We start from the raw sequence: 16870 nt of genomic DNA on the forward strand, positions 1-16870 counted from the left end.
AAGTTTTATGAAAAATAAAGTTTATATGAAAAATATATCTAATTAATAATCAGACGTGTATTTCAAAAGCATAGTATGCCGTATACAACTGAGATAATGATTGCAGTCTACATGGAATCATTTAATACAACACATTTCAAAAACTATTCGTTATCAATAGCTAAAATAACAGAGTAAATAAGTACTTACTCACCTTATTCCACCCCGTTTAAAACTCCTAAATGAGGTTTTTAATTTCAGTATGCGAACTTACCATACTAGGGTAGGGGAGACCATTACTAGTAAAGCAAAAATATAGCTGGTCTTTTATGAAAATCATCGGATCTCTTTTTCCATTGATCAATAGTCAATGTTTTAATAAATTCAGCATCATCTGTGAGATCACATGCAATACAAAGTTTAGTTTGTCCTTTACATGTTTTTAATAGTTCGGCAAGTAATTGATTATTTCTGAAAGGAGTTTCTATAAAAATTTGTGTCTGATCTTCCTTTGATGCCTGTAGCTCCAATTCTTTTATACGTCTTGAACGATCTGTTTTATCAATAGGTAGATATCCTTGGAAAGCAAATTTTTGTCCACTAAAACCCGAAGCCATTAAGGCTAATAAAATAGAACTAGGCCCAACTAATGGCACAATCTTAATTCCTTGACGATGTGCTTCAGCCACAATATCAGCACCGGGGTCAGCAACACCTGGGCAACCAGCTTCGGACATGAGACCGACATTTTTACCTGCTAGTAAGCCCTTGAAAAAATCTTTAATGTTTCCTTTATCTCTTGCATGCTTACCATAATCATAAATGATCAAATCCTTTTGAGGAATCTTAAGTCCAGCTTGTTTAAGAAACTTACGTGCTGTCTTCTCATTCTCTACAATATATTCATCCAAGCTATTTATTGTCTCCACTAAATAGGAAGTGAAAGATTTTGCTGATGCTTCCTCGCTAAGAGGAACCGGAATCAAAAATAGTGTACCTTTTTGCATATTTACAAACCTACTAAATTGTCTTTCATAACAGATGCATTTTTCAATATAATGTAAAACCTTATCATTTTTTTGAGTATTTAAACTCATTATTAGTAACTTAGTTGCATAGCAAAAAAACTATATATGACAACTCAAATAACAGAAGGAATAAAAATTTCAGTAGAATGCGTTTTTCAACCTGAATATTCTAATCCAGAAAGAGATCATTTTATGTTTGCTTATCTAATAAGTATAGAAAACTTAAGTGATTCAAGTATTCAGCTCATGAGCCGCTACTGGAATATTTTCGATTCAATCGGAGATCATAATGAAGTATATGGTGATGGTGTGGTCGGGGAACAGCCCATTATTGAACCAGGTCAAATGCATCAATATACATCAGGATGCAATTTAAAAAGTGAGATGGGCTATATGGAAGGTTACTTTAATATGATCAAATTGATAGACGACTCTTCATTCAAAGTTGACATCCCTAGATTTAACTTGATTGCAAATTACGTATTGAACTAGATCATTATCACCTGCATTTCATCTTATCCAGATCTTCTCCAAAGATTACATATAAAAGGCGAAAATTACTTACTTTTGCGTGATACATTTGTGAGTGGAAATTATTTTCTAAATAATCGAATTCATATATCTTCCTTATTCATCGCGATTGATTTTACATGTGATAAAATCTGCTTGAATAACTTGGACATACTGTTGCTAGGGACCAACATTTAAAAATCTCCTATTAAATGACCAACTGTCATTTATTCTTAATAAAATAATACGTTAGCAATGTGCTAACTTTTGCATATAATTTACTACTATCAAAGTTATTTATACTAGAGGGTAGATATTCATAGTTTTTAATACATAGAGGTGTATTGAAAATACAGGAAAAACATAAAACACTAGTAATCAATAGTTTATGTTTTTCTTATGTATAAATTATGCAATTTATTGAACAAGAAAAATTAGGAAATTAACGTGAGTATATTAGCAACTGAACAAGTAAGTCATTCATTTCATGATAGATGGCTTTTTAAAGATTTACATTTTGGACTTCTAAAAGGGGATCGAGTAGCCTTAGTAGGTATTAACGGAACAGGAAAATCAACCCTTCTCTCCATATTAGGTGGCAAATTAGAGCCTACCTCCGGAAAAGTTGTTAAAGAAAAAGGTATCAAGATTGGTTTTTTAGATCAAGATCCTAAATATGATGGATTAACCTCCATTAACGATTTTATATATTCAACTGACAACGAAGAACAGCGATTAATTAGAGATTATGAAGAGCTTTTGGCTATGCCAGAAATTGATCAGAATAAATTAGAAGAGCTGACAGAAAAAATAACAACCCTCAATGCATGGGAGTATGAGTATAATATTAAGACTATTTTGAATAGACTTAATATTGTCGATTTTCATCAAGATATAAAGAGTCTTTCGGGAGGACAACGTAAGCGACTAGCTCTAGCAAAACTTTTAATAGACGAACCGGATGTTTACATTCTAGATGAGCCTACCAACCATTTGGATATTGAAACAATAGAATGGCTTGAAAAACTTTTGACAACAGGAAATAAAACTGTATTACTGGTTACCCATGATCGTTATTTTTTAGATAACATTTGTACAGAGATCAGAGAATTGGATAGGGGAAAGCTGTTTACTTATAAAGGAAACTATTCATACTTCCTCGAGAAAAAATCTGATCGCGAAGCGATCGACGCAGTAATGGTAGAAAGAAGTAGAAATCTATTACGTCGGGAACTAGAATGGATGAGAAGACAGCCGCAAGCACGTGGTACAAAATCAAAATCTAGAATAGATGCTTACTATGAGCTTGAAGATAAATCCAAAGCTCAAAAAGCAAATGACTCTGTTCAGTTAAGTGTTAAAATAAGTAGACAAGGCTCTAAAATTTTAGAATTGGAACATATCTCTAAAAATTATGGAGATAAAGTCATCATCAGTGATTTCTCTTATGTTTTCAAAAAAGGTGACCGTATTGGATTAGCCGGTAAGAATGGAACAGGTAAATCTACTTTTCTAAATCTAATTACCAAAAATGAAGTACCGACTAGTGGTAGTATTGCTGTAGGTGAAACGACCGTTTATGGATATTACAAACAAGGTGGTTTAGAAGTAAGTGAAGGAGATCGAGTTCTAGATGTTGTAAAAAATGTAGCAGAATATATCAAGATGGCAAATGGTGAAGTGATCACTGCTTCACAATTATTGACACACTTTTTGTTTCCTCCTGAAAAACAATTTGGTTTTGTAAGCAAGTTGAGTGGGGGTGAGCGTAAGCGTCTACAACTAATGCGCGTGCTGATGTTAAACCCGAACTTCCTAATACTCGATGAGCCATCAAACGATCTTGATATTGACACCTTAAATGTTCTAGAAGATTTCTTAATGAACTATAATGGCGTACTTATATTAGTTTCTCACGACAGATATCTACTCGATAAATTGACAGAGCAATTATTCATATTTGAGGGAGAGGGAAAAATTGATATCTATAATGGTAATTATGCCGATTATAAAACAGAGCAGGATATCTTACTAAAAGAACAAAAACTGAAAAAAGATATTCCTGTTCAAAAGAAAGAAGAAGTAAAGGAAGAAAAGAAAAAGCTTTCATATAAAGAGCAATTGGAGTACGATAAACTGGAAAAAGAAATACAGCAATTGGAAGAACTCTTGGTAGAAAAAAACAATACACTTCATTCTACGGTGGACCACGTACAACTATCAAGTATAGCAAAAGAAATAGAAGATATACAAAATAGTATAGACGTCAAATCTGAAAGATGGTTGAGTCTAGCAGAACTGATGTAAAAACAACACGCTACGTTTCACGTGAAACGTAGCGTAATAAATAATAAAAACTAAAAAAATCAATTCCGGCGTTTCACGTGGAACTTTGAAATAAAATAAGATGTTTAAAAAATATAACGTTATCGTAGTTGGTGCAGGACATGCCGGCTGTGAAGCCGCGGCGGCAGCTGCAAACCTAGGTTCATCTGTACTTCTCATTACAATGAATATGGGAGTAATCGCACAGATGAGTTGTAATCCAGCAATAGGTGGAGTAGCAAAAGGACAAATCGTAAGAGAGATTGATGCCATGGGTGGCTATACAGGTATCATCGCAGATAAATCAACTATTCAATTTAGAATGCTTAATCTGTCGAAAGGACCTGCCATGTGGAGTCCCAGAACGCAGAATGATCGTATGCGATTCGCAGAAGAATGGAGATTACAACTGGAAGCTCTGCCAACATTAGACATGTGGCAAGATACCGTGAAAGAAGTGATCGTTAAAAATGGAAAAGCTTGCGGTGTCATCACTTCTTTAGGAATAGAAATAGAAGCAGACGCAGTAGTCCTAACAAATGGAACTTTTCTAAATGGAGTCATTCACATTGGCGAAAAGAAATTCGGTGGCGGGAGAACAGGAGAGAAGGCAGCAACAGGTTTAACAGAACAACTTGTATCACTAGGCTTCGAGTCCGGTAGAATGAAAACAGGAACACCTCCGCGAATCGATGGAAGAAGCTTAAATTATGCCTTGATGGAAGAGCAATGGGGCGACGATAATCGAGGTCGGTTCTCTTATACAGATACTCCATTACCGACAGAGCAACGCTGTTGCTGGATCACATATACCAATGATAAGGTACATGAAATGTTGAAAACAGGTTTTGAAAGATCGCCTATGTTCACAGGTAGAATTAAAGGTCTCGGCCCACGTTACTGTCCTTCGATAGAAGACAAAATCAATCGCTTTGCAGAACGTGAAAGACATCAGATTTTTGTAGAACCAGAAGGATGGACTACGAATGAAATTTATGTTAATGGCTTCTCCACTTCTTTACCGGAAGACGTGCAACAAAAAGCTTTACAATTGATCCCAGGGTTTGAAAATGCAAGAATGTACAGACCAGGTTATGCTATAGAATATGATTTCTTTCCACCTATGCAACTTGATCTAACTTTGGAAACACTCATTGTAAAGCATCTCTTTTTTGCAGGACAGATTAATGGTACTACAGGTTATGAAGAAGCAGCAGCGCAAGGATTCATTGCAGGTATCAACGCACATCAACGCATTAATGATGATAAAGAACTAATCTTAAAAAGATCTGAATCTTATATAGGCGTACTAATTGATGACTTAGTAACAAAAGGAACTGATGAGCCATACCGCATGTTTACTTCCAGAGCAGAACACCGCTTACTGCTAAGACAAGATAATGCAGATATCAGATTAACACCAATTGCCCATAAATTAGGATTAGTAGGAGATGAGCGACTGAATAAAGTAAATGAGAAAATTAAAAATTCAGATCATATTATTCAGTATCTTAAACAAAATTCAACAACAGTAGATAAGATGAATCCTATCTTAGACGAAGTTGGATCAAGCTTGATTTCACAAAAAACAAAATTGGTTAATTTACTAGGAAGACCACAAATCAATATCTATGACCTCGCGAAAGGTGATTCAGATTTTGGATCCTATTTAAACCAGTTTGACAAAGAGACAATAGAGCAGGCGGAAATCAAAGTCAAATATGAAAGCTACTTCGAGAAAGAAATGGAAATCGTAAACAGAATGAAAAAAATGGAAGATAGAGAAATCAATCCAGATTTTGATTATTCTTCCTTAGTTTCGTTGTCGATAGAAGCAAGACAAAAACTAGCTCAGGTAAAACCAAGAACATTGGGCCAGGCATCCAGAATATCAGGTGTATCACCATCTGATATCAGTGTTTTAATGGTACATATGTCATAATAATCTGATTTACAGTTACTTGTATAATAAATATTATCAATGCAAAATAGAGCGATATAAAGTATTATTATTTCATTTATGAATCAACATTCAAAAAAAAATAAAACAAGCTTAAAAAGCATTAAAAGCACACTAATCACAAGGTTAGTGCTTTTAAGCTTGTTTTCTTCTCTGATTTTATTAACTGTGCAATGTGCAAGCATAAAGCAGCCAACAGGTGGACCGAAAGATTCAATTGCACCGGTTGTACTCAATGAGTTTCCTAAGAATTTCTCAAAAAATTTCAAAGAGAAAAAAATTAGCATCACATTAGATGAGTATATTAAACTCAATAATCAGCAAAAGGAAATCAGTGTTTCTCCTGATATGGATAAGCCACCACAATTTAAAATTAAAAAGAAAGTACTCGAAATTACCTTACCAGATTCTTTAGAACAGAATACAACCTATACCATCAATTTTGGAAAGGGTCTCGTTGATTATAATGCGAGTAATCCAATCATCAATTACAGTTACGTATTTGCAACAGGAGATCAGATTGATTCATTATCAATATCAGGAAATGTAACCAACGCTTTGACAAAGGAGAAAGAAAAGGAAGTCCGGGTATTACTAATTCCAGTCAGTCAGGATTCTATATTTGGCAAAAAGAAAGCCAATATTTTTGCGCAAACAGATACAATTGGCAATTTTAAAATAAGTAATCTAAGAGCTAATACCTATCGCATTTATGCACTAAAGGAAACAAATAATGACCGTATCTATAACGGCGCAGATGAACTAATCGGTTTCTTAAAAGACTCCATTGTATTGGACAAAGACCTAACGAATATTAATCTTCAAATATCAAAAGGTACACCACTTAAATTTAGAGTAGTTGACAAGAAAATTGAAAACACAGGACGGATACATTTAGTTTTCAATAGGGGTATTAAAAAGCCAAACTTAGTGCTACTAAATGATGATGAAAATGATAAATCAAAAATTGTTAAGTACTCAGAAGCACAGGATTCAGCGTTAATTTTTATTAATAACCTGGAAAGAGATTCTTTAAAATTTGTCTTATCAGAAAACAATACAGTACTTGATACCATATTGGTAAAGAAATCGAATCTGAAATTAGATAGATCAATTGTTCCAACAACTTCTCCATCTACAGGTAAAGTTGACCGCGTAAAACATCTAACAATATCATCTTTAACACCTATAAAATTAATAGATAAAAGCAAAGTAAAATTGATAGAAGATAGCATTGCTAAAACAAATTTTCAACTCCAATTGGATACTAATGTTGCCAATCTTTATCACTTAAGATACAATTGGAGAAAGCAAAAAAACTATGAAATTATTCTTGAAGAAGGCGCAATGCAAGGCTATTTCGGTGAAAAAAATAAAGAGAAAAAGCTGACACTCGCTTATGATGATAGTGATAATTACGGCGATATAACGTTTACTTTTACTGCCATTGACAGTGCAAGACAGTACATCGTAGAACTTATTGATGAGAAAAAAGAAAAAGTATTCCGAAGAGATATTCTCAATAATTCAATCGGGAAAGTAGCTTATAAAGAGTTCCCCGGTGGTAAATATTCCATCAGAATAATACGCGACGATAACAAGAATGGCATTTGGGATCCTGGAGAAGTTTATAAATCAACGCAACCAGAACCCCTAGTATATTTAAACAAAACCTTTACAATACGTGCTAACTGGGAGCAAAATGAATCGTTCAGTTTACAGGAACTGAACGACTTAAATTAATCAAACCAGGAACTATAAAGCACATAATTATGCGGTAACTGCTGTAACAATAACTTTTGTTCATCAGTTATCGCTTTTATTTTTTTAGCCGGCACTCCAGCATATAAATACCCCGATTCACATACTGTATTTTCCAAAACAACAGCTCCTGCTGCAATAATAACATGGCTTTCTAGCACAGCATTATCCATAACAATGGCCCCCATACCTATCAGCACATAATCATGTACAACACAACCATGTACCATCGCCTGATGGCCAATGTTCACATAGTTACCGATCGTTGTACCAGCCTTTTGATACGTACAATGAATAACAACCCCATCCTGAATATTGGTATAATTACCGATACGGATATAATTTACATCTCCTCTTACGACAGCATTAAACCAAACTGAACAATGCTCTCCCAGCTCAACATCACCTACAATAGTACAATTAGGCGCTATAAAGCAGTTATCTTTAAATTTAGGGCTAATACCCTTTACTGGTAATATGAAGGCCATAATTGTTCTAAAATAAAGTATCTGTTAAAGTATCAGCATGTTGCGGATAATCTGTTGTAAAATGCAGTCCCCTACTTTCTTTTCTTAACAAAGCAGATTTTGTCACAATGAAAGCCACCTGTATCACATTTCTAAGCTCACATAGTTTAACTGACAATTTAGTATGCCTATAAAAGTCTTCAGTCTCCCCATACAATAAATGCAATCGATTGAGTGCTCGTTCTAATCTAAAATCTGAACGTACAATGCCAACATAATCACTCATCACTTTTTGACACTCTCGCAGATTATGGGTAACCAAAATATCTTCATTGGAAAGCTTTGCTTTTGAATCATCCCATTCTGGCACTCCTACTGCATAATCGGCTGTAGAAATCACTTTTGTAGCATCCAGGTAAATACGATGCGCATATACCAATGCTTCTAACAGGGAGTTGGAAGCTAGGCGATTTGCGCCATGTAAACCTGTCGATGAACATTCGCCACAAGCATATAAATTTTGAATACTGCTACGTCCAAAATCATCAACATAGATACCGCCGCATAAGTAGTGCGCAGCTGGTGTAACAGGAATAAAATCCTTACTCATGTCGAGTCCAATAGACAAGCATTTCTCGTAAATATTTGGAAAATGTTTAATAATATCCTCCTTCTCACGGTGGGTTATATCTAAATAAACATAATCAATTCCTGACTTTTTCATCTCGGCATCGATTGCTCGAGCCACAATATCCCGAGGTGCCAATGAAGCTCGTTCATCGTATTCAGCCATGAAATCATCCCCATTAATACGTCTTAGAATACCGCCAAAACCACGCACAGCTTCCGAAACCAAAAACGCTGGTGAGTCACTCGGATTATACAAAGCAGTAGGATGAAATTGCATAAATTCCATATTTCGCACCTTACCTTTTGCACGGTAAACCATGGCAATTCCGTCACCTGTGGCAATAGTTGGATTGGTTGTACTTGCATATATATGGCCAGCACCACCAGAAGCCATCACCGTAGTTTTGCTCAAAATCTTATCAACCTGATGCGTATTTGTATTGAATGCATAGATGCCAAAACACTTAATATCGCTCCTTTGCTTATCGACAAATTCACCTAAATGGTGCTGTGTTATTAAATCTATAGCGAAATAATGCGTCAACATTTCGATATTTGGATGCTCGTGTATTTTCTGCAAAAGAGACCTTTCAATCTCATACCCCGTGATATCTTTATAATGCAAGATACGATTGGCAGAATGACCTCCCTCCTTCGCAAGATCATAAAATCCGCTGTCCGATTTATCAAATGAAGTTCCATATGAAATCAATTCGTTAATACGTTCTGGAGCTTCCCGAACTACGTTTTCCACAATATTCACATCGCATAAACCATCCCCAGCAATCTGAGTATCAATTATATGCTGCTCAAAGCTATCAGACTTATCCACAACTGCGGCCACTCCTCCTTGTGCGTATTTTGTATTTGATTCATCTTCGTTAGATTTTGTGACAATCAATACTTTACCATGATCAGCAGCTTTTAAAGCAAAGCTTAATCCCGCTATTCCAGACCCAATTACAAGGAAATCTACCTTTTTTTCTGACATAAAATAATATTACATGTGACCAGCACATTTTGACTATTCAAATTAACAAAAAATGTGGAAAACGTGTAAATAAAAGGTTAAATAAAAATGATAACTTTTTTTTTATTGTTGATATCTCCTATTTCTCACAAAATTCTTAAAAGTTATTAGCACAAAACTGCTCGTTTATCAACATAAATTAACATCAAAAAAATTCACATTTTTTTATTGAAAACAAAATCAAGGAAAAATCAGATAATTAAAAATCAGGCCTTTAAAATGAAATTAATGTGAATAAATTGTTAATAACTTTATAAAATCTTCATATCAAAATAAAAAATCACACTTTTATCCCCATTTTCCACACACTAATAAACAATAAGACCTTTTTATATAAAAAAGATTATTATTTATTAAAAAAAAAGAATGTGGAATACGTTTGATTTTCTTTGTTTAGTTTTGTCAAGTTGAATTTGAGGCTTTGAGAATTTGATTATTGATTAGGTATTGAAACTGAAATCAAATATTCAATTCTCAAGGGCTTTATTTCTTTTGAAAATATTTTTAAACCCCTTTAGAATGCGATAAATCTTATTTTTTAATTTAAAAATCTAAATAATGAACTGTTAAACAGCTTAATCGGCTATTTTAGTGGCTTTAGATTTCAATATTTTTATTTTATTTTTTTATTATTCTAAATATTGAATCTTAAATACCTGAAATTTGCTTTTTTATAAATTGGTCTAGATTTAAAGCGAAAAATTTTAGGTCATTTTACACTGAGATCCCTTTGATCAGTCTTTTTTGTAATTGTGTATACAGCATTTTCGAAATTTTTAATTGAAATCTCTCCTGGAGATCTTAAATACCATCTTCTCAAAAATCATATTTTTGAAATTTGAGATTGAAAAAATAAATTTTTCAACTTTTTTTTAAAAATGTTATCACGATTAAAGTCGCTTAGCTTTGAATTTTTATAAAATTTTTTGGATTTTGTAAAAATTTGTGCTTTTAAAGTGGTTTATTTTATAAATAAGCTCGCTTAGAATTGAATATACTTTTTTATAAAAAATGAATTATTCTACATTGTAATTTCAAAGCCTTTAATTTGATTTTAGGCGCCTTGAGGATCTCTTATTTACTTCATCAGAATTATATTTTCAAAAAATTCTATCTATGGGCGCTTTATTTTTTTTTAAAAATTAGCAGTCAAATATTTTTACATCATCTTACAGATCGTAATAGCCGATGATCATAGCCGGTTCCACTTTTCAGTAATTTTTTTTTTTGAACGTTATCTTTTGTATTTAAAAGCGCTTTACTTGCAATATTTGTTTTTTTAAAATTTTTCTGTTGATGTATAGGTTTTCTCAAGCGTTTATATTAAAAATTAAGTCCCTTACATTTAAATATTTGAAAACTTTATCAATAAATTTTGCTGTAATTTATTTGTATAGCTTCAAAATAGTTTAGCTTTGTCCTATTGATTTGCATTAAAATCATCTTTGATTTTTTAATTTATAGCATTTCATTAAAATTCTTTGATATTCTCACCATTCTATATTGTGATCAATACTGCGATATTTGATAATTTTAGAAGTGAAATTCCAAATATTCGATTCTAAGAGCCTTTAATTTGAATTTTGAGGCCTTTACAATTCGATATTTATATTTATGTGGACAACTATATTGAATATTTAAATCTCATATTGCTATACAGTGCTATTTAGATAGGTTTTTGTAGTCTTAAAATTCACCTTTTAAGAAATGTTGATAAGTCTGTTAATTAGCTTTATTGCAAGTATTTACACAAGAATTTTAGCCTTAATTTCAACTGTTATTAACACATAGTAAAAATACGCTTTATTGAAATGTTGATAAGTGTGTTAATTAGCTGAATATTAATATACTATTTGTAACTATCAGTTAGTTACGGTTGGAATTATAAACATCATTTTCTATTTGAAAGATTTATTGAAGAACTATTCTTAATTTTGTAACGTAAATCAAATTAAGAAGAAGAATTAATGGATTTAGTAAATTACGATATTGAAGCTAAGGGCTATATTGATGCTCCTATAGATCCTAGCTTAGATTTGATACAAGAGATCAAACGTCTTAAGGAAGAGAAAAACGCCGTCATTTTAGCGCATTACTATCAAGAAGCGGAAATACAAGATATAGCTGACTATATTGGTGATAGTTTAGGTTTATCTCAGGAAGCAGCAAAGACCGATGCTGATGTGATTGTTTTCGCTGGAGTGCACTTTATGGCTGAAACAGCAAAGATACTTTCACCATCAAAAAAAGTTTTACTTCCAGATGCCAAAGCAGGCTGTTCATTGTCGGATTCATGTCCACCTCATCTATTTGCTAAGTTTAAGGAGCAGTATCCCGATCATCTGGTCATCACGTATGTAAACTGTACTGCAGAATTGAAAGCGCTATCTGATATTGTCTGTACTTCTAGTAATGCAGTTGAGATTGTGGAGAGTCTACCGAAAGATCAAAAGATCATTTTTGGACCAGATCGTAATCTTGGGGCCTATGTAAAGAAGAAGACAGGAAGAGATCTTGTTTTATGGAATGGTGCATGTATGGTGCATGAGATTTTTTCTCAGGATAAAATAGATCGTTTAAGAGCTGAACATCCCAATGCAAAATTCATTGCTCATCCGGAGTGTGAAGATCATATCTTAGCAAGTGCAGATTATGTAGGTTCTACCTCTGGAATGCTGAAGTTTACAATCAATGATCCTGCGACCACATATATAGTCGCTACAGAGTCGGGAATTATCCATCAGATGCAAAAGGCTAGTCCAGGTAAAACTTTCATTCCTGCGCCTCCAAATAATGCTTGTGCGTGTAATGATTGTCCACATATGAAATTAAATACGTTGGAGAAGCTTTATAATTGCTTAAAGTATGAAAGTCCGGAAATAACACTAGAGGATTCCGTGATTGCCCGTGCGCAACGACCTATTGAACGTATGTTGGAAATATCCGCACAATTAGGATTATAAAATAAAAAACAAAGACAGATATGTTAGAATTTGATAATACAGAAAGAACAAATTTAGGAGAGTTGGGTGAATTTGGTTTAATTTCATATTTAACGAAGGCTGTCGAGATTAATGAACCCAGTACCCTTAAAGGTATCGGGGACGATGCAGCTGTTTTAGATTTTTCAAATAAGAAAACTTTAATTTCAACAGATCTTCTGTTGGAGGGTATCCATTTTGATCTGCGTTATGTTCCTTTGAAACATTTAGGCTATAAAGCTGTACAGGTGAATTTGAGTGATATCTATGCCATGAATGGAACAGCATCGCAAATTACATTCTCAATCGGGTTATCCTCAAAATTTCCATTAGAAGCAGTTGAAGAAATCTATCAAGGTGCACTGATTGCTTGTAAAAAGTATAATGTGGACCTTATTGGCGGGGATACGTCAGCTTCAGTTCAAGGATTGGTAATTTCGGTAACGAGTATCGGTTTTGCTGATGAAGATCAGATTGCCTATCGATCAGGTGCACAGGAAGGCGACTTGTTATGTGTTTCAGGCGATTTGGGCGCTGCTTATGTTGGGCTACAATTACTAGAGCGTGAGAAAAATATCTTCTTGGAGAACCCGAATATACAACCAGATCTAGAAGGTAAGGATTATATCGTAGAGCGCCAGCTAAAACCAGAGGCTAGAAGAGATATTGTTGAATTATTAGCAAAAATCGGTATTAAGCCGAATGCAATGATTGATGTATCAGATGGATTGGCATCGGAGATTATACATATTTGTGAGGCATCTGATAAAGGTTGTAAACTTTACGAAGATAAAATACCGCTGGATTCGATGACTTATGAGACAGCTCGTGAATTTGGAATAGATCCAACCGTTTGTGCGTTGAATGGAGGAGAAGATTATGAATTATTGTTCACGATTCCACAAGCTGATTATGATAAAATAAAAGGATCGATGGATATTACTGTTATTGGGCATATTACACAAGCAAGTGAAGGATGTCAAATGATTTCTAAATCTGGAAAGGTCTATCCAATAACGGCGCAAGGTTGGAATGCATTTAAAGACTAAGGGTATTGTATACTGTAAATAGAAGAGGCGATAATCCAGATTATCGCCTCTTCTATTTATAATGCTAATTCTTCTTCAATATCGATGTGATCGAATTCATCTTCACGTCTTTTTCGGATACTGAATTCGTTATAGCCGAAACCTATTTCTATTTGCAATAATTTTTGTTGAAGCATTTCAAGGATCGCGAGGAAATTGTAAACGAACTGTACCTTATTTTCAGAGTTTTTTAGAATATATTGAAAATCGAGTTGCCTATTTATTTCTATCAAATCTGCAATTGCCTTTTTTTGTTGATCTATACTATAAGGATGTTTTATAACAGTATGTTTTACTTCCGCAGGTCTATTAGCATATTGAAACATGACACGTTCGTATACCATCATCAATTTATACAGATCAAAACTGTTTAATTCTTCGCCTGTATTTGACTCCGGCCTAGCAAGTTTAATATCGTAATTGATATTACCCCGTTTATAAAGTTTAAGCCGCTCATCTTCCAATAATTTTAAATCCTCACAGGTATCCTTAAACTGCTTGTATAAAATTAATTTTTGGATTAAATCTTCTTTAGGATCGATTTCATTTTCATCATCATCCAATTCCGGGCGTGGGAGGAGCATCTTAGCTTTTATACGCATCAGGGTCGAAGCCACAAAAATAAATTCACTGGCCATCTCCATGTCTAAAGCCTGTAATTTGTTGACATATGACAGGAAATCGTCGGTTATTTTTGAGATTGGTATCTCATGAATATTTAATTCATCCCTTTCAATAAAAAATAAGAGAAGGTCAAATGGGCCTTCAAACTGGGGTAACTTTATTTCGTATCCTTCTTCTACTTGCATATCAAGAGCAAATTTACATAATAATACAAACATTTTTATTTCAAACTATTAAAACTAAAAGCTTCTGCAACTGTTCATTTTCTAATACAAAAAGTATGATAAATACGAAAGTTGTGATAAATTAGTTGTTATTTTGTATCAATATTTTAAAGTAATTAGCAATACTATGCAGTTTGATGCTGGAGAATTATTAAGTAAAATCAATGATCCCTCTGATCTGAAAAAACTCAAGGATGACCAACTGGAACAAGTGAGCCAGGAATTACGTCAATATATCATTGATTTAGTTTCGGTTAATGGTGGTCACTTTGCAGCTAGTTTGGGAGTAGTTGAATTGACTGTGGCATTACATTATGTCATGAATACTCCCTATGATCAATTAATATGGGATGTAGGTCATCAGGCCTATGGGCATAAGATATTAACAGGACGTAGAGATTCTTTTCATACGAATAGAATTGTCGATGGTATTTCCGGTTTTCCAAAACGAGGAGAGTCCATCTATGATGCTTTTGGAGTAGGACATTCGTCAACATCAATCTCTGCCGCATTAGGTATGGCGGTTGCTTCTCAGATCAAAGGAGAAAAAGATCGTCAGCATATTGCGATTATTGGCGATGGTGCTATGACAGGAGGTATGGCATTTGAAGCTTTGAATCATGCAGGTATAGAGAAATCAAATCTTTTGGTTATTCTCAATGATAACTGTATGTCCATTGATCCTAATGTAGGAGCATTAAAAGAGTATTTAACCAGTATCACAACTTCAAAACGATATAATCGTTTCAGAGACGATATTGCATCTGTCTTATCCAAGATATCAGAGATGGGACCGAATGCTTTAGGAGCTGTTAAAAAGCTGGAAAAAAGCATAAAAGGGACATTGCTCAAGAATGCTAATTTATTTGAATCTTTAAATTTCAGATACTTTGGACCTGTTGATGGACATGATGTCAAAAAATTAGCAAAGACACTGGAAGATTTGCGCCATATCCCGGGGCCAAAGTTGTTACATTGCGTAACTGTTAAAGGTAAGGGATATGCATTAGCAGAAAAAGATCAAACCAAATGGCATGCCCCAGGTTTATTTGATAAAATAACAGGCGAGATAAAAAAATCTGTCAATGATAAACCGACAGCACCGAAATATCAAGATGTCTTTGGAAATACATTGGTAGAAATTGCGGAGAAGAATGATAAAATAGTGGGTATTACACCTGCTATGCCTTCTGGATCATCGATGAATATTATGATGAAAGCTTTTCCAGAACGATCATTTGATGTAGGAATAGCAGAACAACATGCTGTTACATTCAGTGCGGGTTTAGCAACCCAAGGGCTAATGCCTTTCTGTAATATTTATTCCTCATTCATGCAGCGTGCGTTTGACCAAGTCATTCATGATGTAGCCTTACAGAATCTTAATGTAGTATTTTGTCTGGACCGTGCCGGTGTAGTAGGAGCGGATGGTCCGACACATCACGGTGCTTACGATATTGCTTTTATGCGCTGTATACCAAATATGACGGTTTCCGCTCCAATGAATGAAGAGGAGTTACGCAATTTGATGTATACTGCTCAATTAGAAAATAAAGGTCCTTTTGTAATTCGCTATCCAAGAGGTAACGGCGTGATGGTCGATTGGAAAAAACCGTTTAAAGAAATTGAAATTGGAAAAGGCAGATTAATTCAGGATGGAGAAGCTGTTGCCATTTTAACTTTTGGAGCAATCGGTAACGAAGCCAGTAAAGCAATTTTGCAATTAGCTGAAGAAGGAATATATCCGGCTCACTATGATTTAAGATTTGCTAAACCTTTGGATGAAGAATTGTTACATAAAGTTTTTCAAAAATTTGAAAATATCATTACCGTTGAAGATGGCTGTTTGCAGGGTGGAATTGGGTCTGCTGTTCTAGAATTTATGGCCGATCATCAATACAGTCGTAAAGTTGTAAGATTAGGTATCCCTGATGCTATCATCGAGCATGCCGAACAGAAAGATCAATGGAATATAGCATACTACGACAGTGCCGCTATAATGGCCGAATGTCGAAAATTAGTAAAAGGTATAAAAACGGATACGATGGTTAGCTAAATTCGTTTGGTAAAAAAAATAAAAAAGAGGAATCATATCATCATGATTCCTCTTTTTTTGTTTAACTTTATAAAGATTCATCCGGCAGCAGTTCCCTTTTTTATAGTTTACTAGATTCGATCATTATTTTGCAACTTTATACGGATGGAATATTGCATGAATTATAGACCAAAAACTACTTTTTTTAAAAAAAAATAACAAAAAATT

The 16870-nt window shown here is 34.1% G+C and carries 11 protein-coding genes; 7 read left to right on the plus strand and 4 right to left on the minus strand.

From position 1 onward, the window contains the following. Positions 1-278: 278 nt before the first annotated feature. Positions 279-986 carry an SAM-dependent methyltransferase gene (locus tag FHR29_RS25965; protein ID WP_183918287.1) on the minus strand — a complete coding sequence of 236 codons (708 nt, stop codon included), beginning with the start codon at positions 984-986 and terminating at the stop codon, positions 279-281. A 126-nt stretch (positions 987-1112) separates the two neighbouring features. Here FHR29_RS25965 and apaG point away from each other — a divergent pair, with 126 nt between their 5' ends. The 4 genes from apaG (at position 1113) to FHR29_RS25985 (ending at position 7545) form a co-directional block, all read left to right on the plus strand. After that, on the plus strand, positions 1113-1499 hold the full coding sequence (apaG, locus tag FHR29_RS25970; protein ID WP_132844966.1) for a Co2+/Mg2+ efflux protein ApaG: 387 nt from the start codon (positions 1113-1115) through the stop codon (positions 1497-1499). A 465-nt stretch (positions 1500-1964) separates the two neighbouring features. After that, positions 1965-3824 (plus strand): ABC-F family ATP-binding cassette domain-containing protein, encoded by a 1860-nt coding sequence (locus FHR29_RS25975; protein ID WP_183918289.1) that lies wholly within the window; start codon positions 1965-1967, stop codon positions 3822-3824. Between the two features lie 100 nt (positions 3825-3924). After that, a complete protein-coding gene (gene mnmG / locus FHR29_RS25980; protein ID WP_132771753.1) occupies positions 3925-5784 on the plus strand; it encodes a tRNA uridine-5-carboxymethylaminomethyl(34) synthesis enzyme MnmG in 1860 nt (619 codons plus the stop codon). A gap of 186 nt (positions 5785-5970) precedes the next feature. After that, entirely contained in the window at positions 5971-7545 is a 1575-nt protein-coding gene (locus FHR29_RS25985; RefSeq protein ID WP_232789371.1) for an Ig-like domain-containing domain, read from the plus strand. Here FHR29_RS25985 and FHR29_RS25990 read toward each other — a convergent pair. Beyond that, complete coding sequence (locus FHR29_RS25990; RefSeq protein WP_132771751.1) at positions 7542-8051, minus strand: gamma carbonic anhydrase family protein; 510 nt, start codon at positions 8049-8051, stop codon at positions 7542-7544. The genes FHR29_RS25985 and FHR29_RS25990 overlap by 4 nt on opposite strands. Before the next feature lie 7 nt (positions 8052-8058). Continuing rightward, a complete protein-coding gene (nadB, locus tag FHR29_RS25995; RefSeq protein WP_168127991.1) occupies positions 8059-9651 on the minus strand; it encodes an L-aspartate oxidase in 1593 nt (530 codons plus the stop codon). A gap of 2006 nt (positions 9652-11657) precedes the next feature. Here nadB and nadA point away from each other — a divergent pair. Then, on the plus strand, positions 11658-12653 hold the full coding sequence (gene nadA, locus FHR29_RS26000; protein ID WP_183918293.1) for a quinolinate synthase NadA: 996 nt from the start codon (positions 11658-11660) through the stop codon (positions 12651-12653). Between the two features lie 20 nt (positions 12654-12673). Next, positions 12674-13720 carry a thiamine-phosphate kinase gene (thiL, locus tag FHR29_RS26005; RefSeq protein WP_021189297.1) on the plus strand — a complete coding sequence of 349 codons (1047 nt, stop codon included), beginning with the start codon at positions 12674-12676 and terminating at the stop codon, positions 13718-13720. 56 nt (positions 13721-13776) lie between these two features. On the opposite strand, the gene FHR29_RS26010 is transcribed toward thiL, so the two are convergent. Next, positions 13777-14601 carry a ScpA family protein gene (locus FHR29_RS26010; protein ID WP_021189298.1) on the minus strand — a complete coding sequence of 275 codons (825 nt, stop codon included), beginning with the start codon at positions 14599-14601 and terminating at the stop codon, positions 13777-13779. A gap of 133 nt (positions 14602-14734) precedes the next feature. On the opposite strand from FHR29_RS26010, the gene dxs reads away from it, so the two are divergent. Continuing rightward, positions 14735-16663 carry a 1-deoxy-D-xylulose-5-phosphate synthase gene (gene dxs / locus FHR29_RS26015; RefSeq protein WP_183918295.1) on the plus strand — a complete coding sequence of 643 codons (1929 nt, stop codon included), beginning with the start codon at positions 14735-14737 and terminating at the stop codon, positions 16661-16663. Positions 16664-16870 lie beyond the last annotated feature (207 nt).

It is taken from the genome of Sphingobacterium sp. JUb56, assembly GCF_014191365.1.
Lineage (GTDB): Bacteria > Bacteroidota > Bacteroidia > Sphingobacteriales > Sphingobacteriaceae > Sphingobacterium > Sphingobacterium anhuiense.